The organism is Sabulicella flocculans, assembly GCF_045449635.1.
In the GTDB taxonomy this organism is placed as follows: Bacteria; Pseudomonadota; Alphaproteobacteria; order Acetobacterales; family Acetobacteraceae; genus Roseococcus.
Window position 1 is genome coordinate 489,079 of the sequence record NZ_JBJJBR010000001.1, and the last position, 12,757, is coordinate 501,835.

The 12,757-nt window shown below is 72.6% G+C and carries 13 protein-coding genes and 2 tRNA genes; 14 read left to right on the plus strand and 1 reads right to left on the minus strand.

All coding sequences use genetic code 11. The features are described 5' to 3' along the window. Nucleotides 1-94 precede the first annotated feature (94 nt). From ACI6QG_RS02440 to ACI6QG_RS02505, 14 genes are all read left to right on the plus strand, one after another. Entirely contained in the window at nucleotides 95-1,198 is a 1,104-nt protein-coding gene (locus tag ACI6QG_RS02440) for a glycosyltransferase family 4 protein (protein WP_407022965.1), read from the plus strand. Then, complete coding sequence (locus ACI6QG_RS02445; RefSeq protein ID WP_407022966.1) at nucleotides 1,195-2,067, plus strand: glycosyltransferase family 9 protein; 873 nt, start codon at nucleotides 1,195-1,197, stop codon at nucleotides 2,065-2,067. The genes ACI6QG_RS02440 and ACI6QG_RS02445 overlap by 4 nt, the downstream gene beginning before the upstream one ends. Nucleotides 2,068-2,125: 58 nt before the next feature. Next, a complete protein-coding gene (gene thrS / locus ACI6QG_RS02450) occupies nucleotides 2,126-4,066 on the plus strand; it encodes a threonine--tRNA ligase (RefSeq protein WP_407022967.1) in 1,941 nt (646 codons plus the stop codon). Nucleotides 4,067-4,137: 71 nt separating this feature from the next. Continuing rightward, nucleotides 4,138-4,662: a translation initiation factor IF-3 gene (gene infC, locus ACI6QG_RS02455; RefSeq protein ID WP_407022968.1), complete on the plus strand. Its 525-nt coding sequence runs from the start codon at nucleotides 4,138-4,140 to the stop codon at nucleotides 4,660-4,662. Nucleotides 4,663-4,991: 329 nt separating this feature from the next. Then, nucleotides 4,992-6,368 carry a signal recognition particle protein gene (gene ffh, locus ACI6QG_RS02460; protein WP_407022969.1) on the plus strand — a complete coding sequence of 459 codons (1,377 nt, stop codon included), beginning with the start codon at nucleotides 4,992-4,994 and terminating at the stop codon, nucleotides 6,366-6,368. An 18-nt stretch (nucleotides 6,369-6,386) separates the two neighbouring features. Then, nucleotides 6,387-6,716: a 30S ribosomal protein S16 gene (gene rpsP / locus ACI6QG_RS02465; RefSeq protein ID WP_407022970.1), complete on the plus strand. Its 330-nt coding sequence runs from the start codon at nucleotides 6,387-6,389 to the stop codon at nucleotides 6,714-6,716. Nucleotides 6,717-6,723: 7 nt separating this feature from the next. Beyond that, nucleotides 6,724-7,218, plus strand: coding sequence for a ribosome maturation factor RimM (gene rimM, locus ACI6QG_RS02470; RefSeq protein ID WP_407022971.1), 495 nt, complete (start codon nucleotides 6,724-6,726; stop codon nucleotides 7,216-7,218). After that, the gene (gene trmD / locus ACI6QG_RS02475) at nucleotides 7,215-7,928 is read left to right on the plus strand and encodes a tRNA (guanosine(37)-N1)-methyltransferase TrmD (protein ID WP_407022972.1); all 714 of its coding nucleotides are present in this window, start codon (nucleotides 7,215-7,217) and stop codon (nucleotides 7,926-7,928) included. The genes rimM and trmD overlap by 4 nt, the downstream gene beginning before the upstream one ends. Nucleotides 7,929-7,954: 26 nt before the next feature. Further along, nucleotides 7,955-8,359, plus strand: a complete 405-nt coding sequence (gene rplS, locus ACI6QG_RS02480; protein ID WP_407022973.1) for a 50S ribosomal protein L19 — start codon at nucleotides 7,955-7,957, stop codon at nucleotides 8,357-8,359. Nucleotides 8,360-8,449: 90 nt separating this feature from the next. Further along, nucleotides 8,450-9,871 carry a 3-isopropylmalate dehydratase large subunit gene (leuC, locus tag ACI6QG_RS02485; protein ID WP_407022974.1) on the plus strand — a complete coding sequence of 474 codons (1,422 nt, stop codon included), beginning with the start codon at nucleotides 8,450-8,452 and terminating at the stop codon, nucleotides 9,869-9,871. Next, nucleotides 9,868-10,479, plus strand: a complete 612-nt coding sequence (leuD, locus tag ACI6QG_RS02490; protein ID WP_407022975.1) for a 3-isopropylmalate dehydratase small subunit — start codon at nucleotides 9,868-9,870, stop codon at nucleotides 10,477-10,479. Before leuC ends, leuD begins: the two co-directional genes overlap by 4 nt. Then, nucleotides 10,479-11,591, plus strand: a complete 1,113-nt coding sequence (gene leuB, locus ACI6QG_RS02495) for a 3-isopropylmalate dehydrogenase (RefSeq protein ID WP_407022976.1) — start codon at nucleotides 10,479-10,481, stop codon at nucleotides 11,589-11,591. Before leuD ends, leuB begins: the two co-directional genes overlap by 1 nt. Before the next feature lie 64 nt (nucleotides 11,592-11,655). Next, nucleotides 11,656-11,731: transfer RNA gene (locus ACI6QG_RS02500), tRNA-Arg, on the plus strand. A 25-nt stretch (nucleotides 11,732-11,756) separates the two neighbouring features. After that, nucleotides 11,757-11,833 (plus strand) — tRNA-Arg (locus ACI6QG_RS02505). Between the two features lie 2 nt (nucleotides 11,834-11,835). Here the strand turns inward: ACI6QG_RS02505 and ACI6QG_RS02510 are convergent. Further along, on the minus strand, nucleotides 11,836-12,564 hold the full coding sequence (locus tag ACI6QG_RS02510; protein WP_407022977.1) for a TlyA family RNA methyltransferase: 729 nt from the start codon (nucleotides 12,562-12,564) through the stop codon (nucleotides 11,836-11,838). Nucleotides 12,565-12,757 lie beyond the last annotated feature (193 nt).

The window sequence follows — 12,757 nt, forward strand, 5'->3', positions numbered from 1 at the left end:
GCGATACCGCCGGGCGCCGATCCGCGCCAGGGCCCGCAGATTCACGCCTCCGGGCGATTCCGCCCTCCGGCGATCTGCGTTACGACCGCCGCGCATGCCCCGCCCGCCCGCCATCCTCCAGGTGCTGCCCGCCCTCGATGCCGGCGGGGTGGAGCGCGGCACGCTGGAAATCGCCGAAGCCATCGGGCGCACCGGTTTTCGCCCCCTGGTCGCCAGCGCCGGCGGCCGGCTGGCGGCGGCGCTGGGCGAGGCGCACGTGACCCTGCCGCTGGCCGCGAAGAACCCCCTGGCCATCTGGCGCAACGCCGCCGCGCTGGAGGCGCTGGCGCGGCGCGAGGGCGTGGCGCTGATCCACGCGCGTTCCCGCGCCCCCGCCTGGTCGGCGCTGCGGGCGGCGCGGCGGCTGGGGCTGCCCTTCGTCACCACCTACCACGCCGCCTACAACGAGGGCTTCCCGGGCAAGCGCCTCTACAATTCCGTGATGGCGCACGGCGACCGCGTCATCGCCATCAGCCGCTTCGTGGCCGAGCACCTCCAGGCGCGGCACGGCACCGACCCGGCCCGGGTGCGCGTCATCCCGCGCGGCGTGGACCCGGCGCGCTTCGACCCTGCGGCGGTGGACCCCGCGCGCGTCGCCGCCCTGCGCGCCGCCTGGGATGTGCCGGCGGGCGCGCCGCTGCTGCTGCTGCCCGCCCGGCTGACGCGCTGGAAAGGTGGGATGGTGGTGGTGGAGGCGCTGGCCCGGCTCCCCGGCGCCGTGGCGGTTCTGCTGGGCGACGGGCGCCCGGCCTTCGCGGCAGACCTCCGCGCCCGCGCCGAAGCGCTGGGCGTGGCCGGCCGCCTGCGCCTGCCCGGCCACCTAGCCGACGTGCCGGCGGCGCTGCTGGCCGCCGACATCGTGCTCCATGCCTCCACCGAGCCCGAGGGCTTCGGCCGCAGCGTCATCGAGGCGCAGGCCATGGCGCGCCCGGTGATCGCCAGCGACCTCGGCGGCCCGCGCGAGACGGTACGCCACGGCGAAACCGGCTGGCTGGTGCCGCCCGGCGACGCCACCGCGCTGGCCGGTGCCGTGCAGGCGGTGCTGGCGCTGGACCCCGCCGCCCGCGCCGCCATCGGCGCCGCCGCGCGCGCCGGCGTGCCCACCCTGCGCGCCATGCAGGACGCGACGCTGGACGTGTACCGCGAGCTGTTGCGATGAAGGTGCTGGTCATCAAGCTGGCGGCGCTGGGCGACGTGGTGCAGGCCTTCGGCCCCTTCGCCGCCATCCGCGCGCATCATCCCGGCGCGCATGTCACGCTGCTGACCACGCCGCCCTACGCCGCCTTGCTGGACGGCGCGCCGTGGTTCGACGCCCTGCGCGCCGATGGAAGGCCGGCCTGGGGTGACGTGCCGGCGGTGGCGCGGCTGGCATGGTGGCTGCGGCGCTCGCGCTTCGACCGCGTGTATGACCTGCAGACCTCCTCGCGGTCCTCGCGCTACCGCTGGTTCGTGGGCGGGCGCGCCGAATGGTCGGGCATCGCGCCCGGCGCCTCGCACCCCCACGCCAACCCGGCACGGGACGCGATGCACACGCTGGAACGCCAGCGCGAGCAACTGGCGATGGCCGGCATCACCCGCTTCCCCGATCCAGAGCTGTCCTGGCTGACCGCCGACCTGTCGCGGCTGAACCTGCCGGAGCGCTTCGCGCTGCTGGTGCCCGGCGCCTCGCCGCTGCGCCCCGGCAAGCGCTGGCCGGCGCAGCGCTTCGCGGAACTCGCGGCGCGGCTGGACATGCCCGCGGTGGCGGTGGGCGGCCCGGCGGACCCCGCCATCCCCGGCGTGCTGGACCTGCGCGGCCGAACCACCTTGCGCGAGCTGGCGGCGCTGGCCCGCCGCGCCGCGCTCTGCGTGGGCAACGACACCGGCCCCACCCACCTCGCCGCCGCGCTGGGCGTGCCGACATTGGCGGTGTTCGGGCCGGAGAGCGACCCCGCCCTCTGCGCCCCGCGCGGGCCGCGCGCGGCCTGGTTGCATGGCGCGCCCATCGGCGCCGTCACCGCGGGGCAGGTGCTCGCCGCCTTGCCTTGACGCTGCGGGCGGCCTTGCCCATGGTCCGCCGCCCCTTTCCTGCACAGGTTCTCCCCGCATGCCCGCGATCACCCTGCCCGATGGTTCCGTCCGCCAGTTCGAAGGCGCGGTGACGGGCACCGAGGTCGCGGCCAGCATCGGCCCCGGCCTGGCCAAGGCCGCGCTGGCGATGGTGCTGGATGGCCGCCAGATGGACCTGTCGGCACGCATCGAGCACGACGCCGCCCTGCGCTTCATCACCCGCAAGGACCCCGAGGCGCTGGAGCTGATCCGCCACGACGCCGCCCACGTGCTGGCCGAGGCCGTGCAGGCGCTGTTCCCCGGCACGCAGGTGACGATCGGCCCGCCGATCGAGAACGGCTTCTACTACGACTTCCATCGCAACCAGCCCTTCACCCCCGAGGACTTCGCCGCCATCGAGGCGAAGATGCGCGAGATCATCGCCCGCAACGCGCCCTTTGCGCGCCGCGTGGTGAGCCGCGAGGATGCCATCGCGCTGTTCGAGGGCAAGGGCGAGCGCTTCAAGGTGGAGCTGATCCGCGACCTGCCCGAGGACGTGGAGATCAGCCTGTATTCCCAGGGCGACTGGGTGGACCTCTGCCGCGGCCCGCACATGCCCGGCACCGGCGCGGTGGGCGACGCCTTCAAGCTGATGAAGGTGGCCGGGGCCTATTGGCGCGGCAAGGCCGGGAACCCGATGCTGAGCCGCATCTACGGCACCGCCTGGCGCGACCGCAAGGAACTGGAGGCGCATCTCCATCAGATCGAGGAAGCCGAGAAGCGCGACCACCGCCGCATCGGCAAGGAGATGGGGCTGTTCCACCTCCAGGAGGAGGCGACGGGCTCCGTCTTCTGGCACCCGCGCGGCTGGAAGCTGTACCAGGTGGTGCAGGACTACATGCGCCGCCGGCTGGATGCGAGCGGCTACCAGGAAGTCCGCACGCCGCAGGTGCTGGACCGCAAGCTGTGGGAGGCTTCCGGCCACTGGGAGAACTACCGCAAGAACATGTTCATGGCGACGGTGGAGGACCAGGACGAGGCCCACCGGATGCTCGCCCTGAAGCCGATGAACTGCCCCTGCCACGTGCTGATCTTCAACCACGGCCTGCGCTCCTACCGCGAGCTGCCGCTGCGCATGGCGGAGTTCGGCGCATGCCACCGCTACGAGCCGAGCGGCGCGCTGCACGGCATCATGCGCGTGCGCGCCTTCACCCAGGATGACGCGCACATCTTCTGCGAGGAAGCGCAGATCGCCGAGGAGACGGTGAAGTTCGTCGCCCTGCTGGGCGCCATCTACCGCGACTTCGGCTTCGAATCCTTCCGCGTGAAGTTCAGCGACCGCCCGGAGGAGCGCGCCGGCGACGACGCCACCTGGGACCGCGCGGAGGGCGCCTTGAAGGAGGCCTGCCGCATCGCCGGCGTGGACTACGAGCTGAACCCGGGCGAGGGCGCCTTCTACGGCCCCAAGCTGGAATTCGTGCTGCGCGACGCCATCGGCCGCGACTGGCAATGCGGCACGCTGCAGGTGGATTTCGTGCTGCCCGAGCGGCTGGACGCCGAATACGTGGCCGAGGCCGGCGACCGCCGCCGCCCGGTCATGCTCCATCGCGCCATCCTGGGCAGCTTCGAGCGCTTCCTGGGCATCCTGATCGAGCAGCATGCCGGGCGCTTCCCGCTGTGGCTGGCCCCGGTGCAGGTGGCGGTGGCGACCATCGTGGACGACGCCATCCCCTTCGCCGAGGAAGCGGCCGCCGCCCTGCGCGCCGCAGGCCTGCGGGTGGACACCGACTTCCGCAACGAGAAGATCAACGCCAAGGTGCCCTTCCACATCGAGCAGCGCACCCCCATCCTGGCGGTGATCGGCCGGCGGGAGGCGGAGGAGGGCAAGCTGGTGCTGCGCCGCTTGCCGGGCCGCGAGCAGGAGGCCCTGCCGCTGGCCGAGGCGGTGGCGAAGCTGGCCGCCGAGGCCGCGCCGCCCGACCTGATGGTTGCGCCGTGACGCCGGGCGCACCATAAAGCGCCCTAGACGCTTTCTCACCACGACAGGAGCAGACCATAGCCCGCGGCCCCATGCCCCAGACCCCTCCCTCCCGCGAGGGGCCCCGCGTCAACAATGAGATCCGCGTGCCCCAGGTGCGCCTGATTGACGAGAATGGCGAGATGCTCGGGGTGCTCAGCATCCGCGACGCGCTGTATCGCGCCCACCAGGCCGGCATGGACCTGCTGGAGATCTCGCCCAACGCGGTGCCGCCGGTCTGCAAGATCACCGACTACGGCAAGTTCAAGTACGAGCAGCAGAAGAAGGCCAACGAGGCCCGCAAGAAGCAGAAGGTCGTCGAGATCAAGGAAGTCAAGGTTCGCCCGAACATTGACGACCACGACTACGAGGTGAAGATGCGCATGGCGCGCAACTTCATCGGCGAGGGCGACAAGGTGAAGGTCACCCTGCGCTTCCGTGGCCGCGAGATGGCGCACCAGGAACTGGGCGTGAAGCTGCTGGAGCGCATCCGCACCGACCTGGGCGAGATTGTGAAGGTCGAGTCCATGCCGCGCCTGGAGAACCGCCAGATGATCATGGTGCTGGCTCCCAAGTAACCCTGGGGAGCCTGAAGGGCTCCCCAGGGTTACTTGGGAGCCGTGTTGGCTGTGCCCTCAACGCCGCCGCCGCCGGGGGCGGCCGCATCCGCGGCCTTGGCTTCGGCACCCTGAAGGGTGGCGCCGCGCGCCTTGCGCGCTGATCCTGCCTCCGCGCTTCCACTCCTTGTCGGGCTCGCCGGTTGGCCGCCCAGCGGCTTCGCCGGCTGGGCTGTGTTGACTATCGCGGTTTTGGGGGGTAGACGCCCCCTGTTCATCCGGTCCCCTCGGGGGTCGCCGCCGCTCCGCGAAGGCTCGCGCAGCGGCGCGTTTTCGTTTGGAGTGGTCCTTTGTTCGAGGCTTTGGGCAACCGCCTCCAGGGTGTCTTCGACCGCCTGCGCGGCCGCGGCGCGCTGAGCGAGGCCGACGTCGCCGAGGCGCTGCGCGAGGTGCGCGTGGCCCTGCTGGAGGCCGACGTCGCCCTGCCCGTGGTGAAGGACATCACCGCCAAGGTGCGCGAGCGCGCGGTGGGGCAGGAGGTCATCCGCTCCATCCAGCCCGGCCAGCAGGTGGTCAAGATCGTCCATGACGCGCTGGTGGAGGCCCTTGGCGGCGCCGAGGGCGCCAAGGGCCTGGACCTGAACGCCCCGGCCCCGGTGCCCATCCTGATGGTGGGCCTGCAGGGCTCGGGCAAGACCACCACCTCGGGCAAGATCGCGCTCAGGCTGCGCACGCGGGAGCGCCGCAAGGTGCTGGTGGCCTCGCTGGACGTGCACCGGCCCGCCGCGCAGCTGCAGCTGCAGCAGCTGGCCCGGCGGGCGGAGGTCGCGGACCTGGAGATCGTGCCCGGCCAGACGCCGCTGCAGATCGCCGAGCGCGCCATGGCCCGCGCCCGCGCCGAGCTGTTCGACGTGGTGGTGCTGGACACCGCCGGCCGGCTGGCGATCGACGAGGCGCTGATGGCGGAGGTCGCGGCGGTGAAGGCCGCGGTGAAGCCGCACGAGACGCTGCTGGTCGTGGACGCCATGACCGGCCAGGACGCGGTGAACACCGCCCGCGCCTTCCAGGAGCAGGTGGGCGTCACCGGCATCGTGATGACGCGGGTGGACGGCGATGCCCGCGGCGGCGCGGCGCTGTCCATGCGCGCGGTGACCGGCGCGCCGATCAAGCTGCTGGGCGCGGGCGAGAAGCTGGACGCGCTGGAGGAGTTCCACCCCGACCGCATCGCCGGCCGCATCCTGGGCATGGGCGACATCGTCTCCCTGGTGGAGAAGGCGGCCGAGACGCTGGACCAGGCGGAGGCCGAGAAGCTGGCCGCCCGCATGCAGAAAGGCCAGTTCTCGCTGGAGGACTACGCGGCGCAGCTGAAGCAGATCGGCAAGATGGGCGGCATGTCCGGGCTGATGGGCATGCTGCCGGGCGTGGCCAAGATCAAGAACCAGCTGGCCGACGCCAACCTCGACACCTCCCTGCTCAAGCGGCAGGCGGCCATCATCGGCTCGATGACGGTGAAGGAGCGCCGCGCGCCGGAGGTCATCAAGGCCTCGCGCAAGCGGCGCATCGCCGCCGGGGCGGGGGTGCAGGTGCAGGAGGTGAACCGCCTGCTGAAGCAGTTCGAGGACATGCGCGACGTGATGAAGCGCATGAACAAGATGGGCCAGAAGGGCATGATGCGCGGCGGGCTCGCCTCGCTCCTCCCTGGCCTCGGCAAGAACCGACCGTTCTAGAAGGAAGAGAGTGACGACATGGGTCTGAAGATTCGCCTCGCCCGCGCCGGCGCCAAGAAGCGCCCCTACTACCACATCGTGGTGGCCGACAGCCGCTCGCCGCGCGACGGCCGCTTCATCGAGAAGCTGGGCTCCTACAACCCCATGCTGCCTTCCGACCACGCGGACCGCATCCGCCTGCAGGACGAGAAGATCAAGGAGTGGCTGGGCAAGGGCGCGCTGGCGACCGACCGCGTGGCCAAGTTCCTGGGCAAGGCCGGGCTAATCGCCATGCCGGCCTACCCGGAGCAGCCGATCCAGTCCAAGCCGAAGAAGAAGGCGCAGGAACGCGCCGCGGCCGCCGGCTGACCCCCCCATGGCGCCGGCGATGATCCTGCTGGGCGAGATCGGGCGGCCGCACGGCGTGCGGGGCCTGGTGCGCGTCCGCAGCTTCACCGCCGACCCGCTGGCGCTGACCGCCTACGGCCCGCTCTACGACGCCGCCGGCACGCGGGAGTTCCGCCTGACCCTGCTGGCCGAGGACCTGGCACGCATCGAGGGCGTGGCCGACCGGGACGCCGCCGCGAAGCTGACCGGCACCGGGCTGCACGTGCCCCGCACGGCGCTGCCGGCCACGGAGGGAGAGGACGAGTTCTACCTCGCCGACCTGCAGGGGCTGGAGGCGCGGGCGGAGGACGGCACGCCGCTGGGCCGCGTGCGCGCGGTGGAGGACCACGGCGCCGGCGCCTTCCTGGTGCTGGAGGACGAGCGGCTGGTGCCCTTCACCCGCGCCGCCGTGCCGGTGGTGGACGTGGCCGGGGGGCACGTCGTGGTGGTCCTGCCCGACGAGGTGGAGGCGCGCGGGGAATGAGCTGGCGCGCCACCTGCCTGACGCTCTTCCCGGCGATGTTCCCCGGCCCGCTCGGGGAATCGCTGGCCGGGCGCGCCCTGCGCCAGGGGCTGTGGAGCCTGGAGGCGCGGGACATCCGCGCCCACGGGCTGGGCCGGCACCGCACGGTGGACGACACGCCCTTCGGCGGCGGCGCCGGCATGGTGATGCGCCCCGACGTGGTGGACGCCGCCATCGCCGCCGCCATGCCGGAGGGCGACGGCCGGCCGTTGCTCTACCTCACGCCGCGCGGCCGCGTGCTGGAGCAATCCCTGGTGCGCGAGCTGGCGGCCGGCCCCGGCGTGGTGCTGCTGTGCGGCCGCTACGAGGGGGTGGACCAGCGCGTGATCGAGCGCCGTGCGATGGCCGAGGTCTCCCTGGGGGATTTCGTGCTGAGCGGCGGCGAGATGGCGGCGCTGGCCCTGCTGGACGCCTGCGTGCGGCTGCTGCCGGGCGTCATGGGCGCGATGGAGTCGGCGGAGGAGGAGAGCCATTCCGCCGGCCTGCTGGAATACCCGCACTACACGCGCCCCGCGGAGTGGGAGGGCAGGGCGGTGCCGCCCGTCCTGCTGTCCGGCCACCATGCCGAGGTGGCGCGCTGGCGGCGCGAGGAGATGGAGCGGGCGACGCGCGAGCGCCGCCCCGACCTGTGGAACCGACTTCCGGTTGCCCGCGGCGGCGCCGCGGCCTAAACCGACACGCTTGAAAGGACACTGACATGAACCTGTTGCAGCAGTTCGACGAGGCGCAGAAGCAGCGCCTGCTGGCCGAACGCCCGGTGCCCGAGTTCGGCGCCGGCGACACCGTGCGCGTGATGGTGAAGGTGGTGGAGGGCGAGCGCGTCCGCACCCAGGCCTATGAGGGCGTGGTGATCGCGCGCTCCAACCGCGGGCTGCACAGCAACTTCACCGTCCGCAAGCTGAGCTACGGCGAGGGCGTGGAGCGCGTCTTCCCGCTGCACTCGCCCGCCATCGCGGAGATCAGCGTGGTCCGCCGCGGCAAGGTCCGCCGCGCCAAGCTGTATTACCTGCGCGGGCGCACCGGCAAGTCGGCGCGCATCGCCGAGAAGCTGGGGCTGAAGGCCGAGGCGGCCGCCGCCCCCGCCGCCGCCCCGCAGGGCTGAACCATTCCTGGGGCGGGGCCGCAGGGTCCCGCCCTTCTTCGTCCCGCCGGGGCCGCGGCGCCCCGGCCGCAACGCCGGGGGAACGCAGAGATGGCCGAGTCACGGCCCCGCACGCTGTTCGACAAGATCTGGGACCACCACGTGGTGGAGACGCTGCCGGACGGCACCGCGCTGCTCTACATCGACCGCCACCTGGTGCACGAGGTGACCAGCCCGCAGGCCTTCGAGGGGCTGCGCGCCGCCGGGCGCGCGGTGCGCCGGCCCGACGCCACCGTGGCGGTGGTGGACCACAACATCGCCACCGACGCCTCCCGCCGCACCGGCATCACCGACCCGGAAAGCCGGCTGCAGGTGGAGACGCTGGAGCAGAACGTCGCCGAGTTCGGCGTGCCCTACATCCCGCTGCTCAGCGCCGGGCAGGGCATCGTCCACGTGGTGGGGCCGGAGCAGGGGCTGAGCCTGCCGGGCATGACCATCGTGTGCGGCGACAGCCACACCTCCACCCACGGCGCGCTGGGCGCGCTGGCCTTCGGCATCGGCACCTCGGAGGTCGAGCACGTGCTGGCCACCCAGACGCTGCTGCAGAAGCCGGCCCGCAACATGCGGGTGACGGTGGACGGCACGCTGCCGCTGGGCTGCACGGCCAAGGACATCGTGCTGGCCATCATCGGGCGCATCGGCACCGCGGGCGGCACCGGCCACGTCATCGAGTACGCGGGCGAGGCCATCCGCGCGCTCGACATGGCCGGGCGCATGACCATCTGCAACATGTCCATCGAGGCGGGCGCGCGCGCCGGCATGGTGGCGCCGGACGACACCACCTTCGCCTACGTGAAGGGCCGCCGCCACGCCCCGCAGGGCGAGGCCTTCGAGCGCGCGGTGGCCTGGTGGCGCACCCTGCCCAGCGACCCCGGCGCGCATTTCGACAAGGAAGTGGTGCTGCGGGCGGAGGAGATCGCGCCCATGGTCTCCTGGGGGACCAGCCCGGAGGACGTGCTGCCCATCACCGGCGCGGTGCCGGACCCCGCCGCCTTCGCCGACGAGGCGCGGCGCGCCCAGGTGCAGCGCATGCTGGACTACATGGGCCTGCAGCCGGGCCAGAAGCTGACCGAGCTGAAGGTGGACGTCGCCTTCATCGGCTCCTGCACCAATTCGCGCATCGAGGACCTGCGGGCGGCCGCCGCCGTGGCGCAGGGGCGCAAGGTGGCGGAGGGCGTGCGCGCCATGGTGGTGCCGGGCTCCGGCCTGGTGAAGCAGCAGGCGGAGGCCGAGGGGCTGGACGCCGTGTTCCGCGAGGCCGGCTTCGAGTGGCGCGAGGCCGGGTGCTCCATGTGCCTCGGCATGAACCCGGACAAGCTGACGCCGGGACAGCGCTGCGCCTCCACCTCCAACCGCAACTTCGAGGGGCGCCAGGGCCCGGGCGGGCGCACGCACCTGCTGAGCCCCGCCATGGCGGCGGCCGCGGCCATCGCCGGGCATTTCGTGGACGTGCGCGACTGGAGCAGCCGATGACCCCCTTCACCACCCTCACCGGCGTCGCCGCCCCGCTGCCCAAGGCGAACGTGGACACGGACCAGATCATCCCGGCCCGCTTCCTCAAGACCATCAAGCGGACGGGGCTGGGCAAGAGCCTGTTCGCCAACTTCCGCTACAACGATGACGGCACGGAGAACCCCGACTTCGTGCTGAACCAGGAGCCCTACCGCAAGGCGGAGATCCTGGTGGCCTTCGAGAACTTCGGCTGCGGCTCCTCGCGCGAGCACGCGCCCTGGGCGCTGCTGGACTTCGGCATCCGCTGCGTCATCGCGCCCGACTTCGCGGACATCTTCCACAACAACTCCTTCAAGAACGGCATCCTGCCGGTGAAGCTGCCGCGCGAGGTGTGCGAGCACCTGATGGAGGACGCGCGGATGGGCGGCAACGCCCGCCTGACGGTGGACCTGGAGCGCCAGGTGGTGGTGCGCCCCAACGGCGAGGAAATCCCCTTCGAGGTGGACGCCTTCCGCCGCCATTGCCTGCTGAACGGCCTGGACGACATCGGCCAGACCTTGCAGCACGCCCCCGCCATCGACGCGCACGAGGGCAAGCTCCGCGCGTCCCAGCCGTGGTTGTTCGCCTGATGTCCAACAAGAAGCTCCTGGTCTTGCCCGGCGACGGCATCGGCCCCGAGGTGATGGCCGAGGTCCGCCGCGTGGTGGACTGGATGGGCGCGCGGCGCGCCGTCTCCTTCGCGGTGCAGGAAGGGCTGGTCGGCGGCGCCGCCCTGGACGCCACCGGCTCGCCATGCCCCGATTCGACGGTGGCGGCGGCGAAGGAGGCCGACGCGGTGCTGTTCGGCTCCGTCGGCGGGCCGAAGTGGGACAAGCTGCCCTTCGACCAGCGGCCGGAACTGGGCATCCTGCGGCTGCGCAAGGAGCTGGGCCTGTTCGCCAACCTGCGCCCCGCCGTGGTGCTGGACCCGCTGGTGGACGCGTCCTCGCTGAAGCCCGACGTGGTGCGCGGCCTGGACATCATGATCGTGCGCGAGAGCACGGGCGGCATCTACTTCGGCGAGCCGCGCGGCGTCTCCGTCAACGCCGCCGGCCAGCGCGTGGGCGTGGACACCGAGGTGTACTCGGAGGAGGAGATCGCGCGCGTCGCGCGCGTCGCCTTCGACTTGGCGCGCAAGCGGCGCAACAAGGTCACCTCCACCGAGAAGGCCAACGTGATGCAGTCCGGCCGGCTGTGGCGCGCGGTGGTGAGCGAGGTCCACGCCGCCGAGTTCCCCGACGTGGAGCTGGAGCACATGTACGCCGACAACGCGGCGATGCAGCTCTGCTCCCGGCCCAAGCAGTTCGACGTCATCCTCGCCTCCAACCTGTTCGGCGACGTGCTGAGCGACCTGGCGGCGGCGCTGACCGGCAGCCTGGGCATGCTGCCCTCGGCCACGCTGGGGGCGGTGCAGCCCTCGGGCAAGCGGCACGCCCTGTACGAGCCCATCCACGGCTCGGCGCCCGACATCGCGGGCAAGGGCGTGGCGAATCCGTCGGCGCAGATGCTGTCCTTCGCCATGCTGCTGCGCTGGAGCTTCGGCCTGGAGGAGGAGGCGCGCCTGATCGAGGCGGCGGTGGAGAAGGTGCTGGCCGGCGGGCTGCGCACCGCCGACATCATGCAGGCCGGCATGGCCCGCGTGGGCACCGCCGTGATGGGCGAGGCCATCCTGCGCGAGCTGGAGAAACTGTCGGCGAACTGAAAAGGTGGCGCCGGGGGGTTGTGCCCGGCGCCGCCCTTGGTTATCTCCGCCCCCAAGACGGCAGGCGCCCGTAGCTCAATGGATAGAGCACCAGACTACGGATCTGGGGGTTGGGAGTTCGAATCTTCCCGGGCGCGCCACCGTTGAACGTGAAGTGACGACTGCGCGCCCGTAGCTCAGCTGGATAGAGCACCAGACTACGAATCTGGGGGTCAGAGGTTCGAATCCTTTCGGGCGCGCCACTTCACTCTCTCGCCGCGGCGATCAGGAACTCCCGGTTTCCCTCCGGCCCCAGGATGGGCGAGGGCTCCACGCCCAGCACCCGCCAGCCTTCCAGCCCCGCCCACCAGGCCGCGATCTCCGCGCAGACGGATTCGTGCACCGCCGGGTCGCGCACCACGCCGCCCTTGGCCACCGCCGGTCCCACCTCGAACTGCGGCTTGATCAGCGCGATGGCCCAGGCGCCGGGCGCGCAGAAGCCCAGCGCCGCCGGCAGCACGGTGCGCAGCCCGATGAAGGAGGCGTCGCAGACCAGCACGCCCAGCTCCGGCAGGTCGCCGGGCTTCAGGTGGCGGGCGTTCACCCGCTCCATCACCGTCACGCGCGGGTCGTTGCGCAGCTTCCAGGCGAGCTGGCCGTGGCCCACGTCCAGCGCGTGCACGTGGGCGGCGCCGTGGTGCAGCAGCACGTCGGTGAAGCCGCCAGTGGATGCGCCGAGGTCCAGGCAGACCCGCCCGGCCGGCGACAGGCCGAAATGCGCCAGCCCATGCGCCAGCTTCACCCCGCCGCGCGACACCCAGGGATGGTCCTGCCCGCGCAGCTCCAGCGGCAGGCCTTCGGGCAGCACCTCGCCGGGCTTGTTGATGCGGCGCTCGCCGGAATAGACGAGGCCGGCCATGATGAGCGCCTGGGCGCGGGTGCGGGACTCCGCGAGGCCACGCTCGACCAGCGCGATGTCGGCGCGCTGCTTCATGCGGCAGGAGCTCCGCCCCCGCACCCCCGCCAGGGGGCAGGGCCCCCTGGACCCGCCAAATGATGGCTTCGCGGGGGGGGGGGGGGGGCCCCCCCCCCCGCCCCCCCCGGCGGGGGGGGGGGGGGGGGGCCCCCGGGGGGGGGGCGCGCCGGGGGGGCGCCCCCGCCCCGGCGCCCCGCGGCCCCCGCCCCCG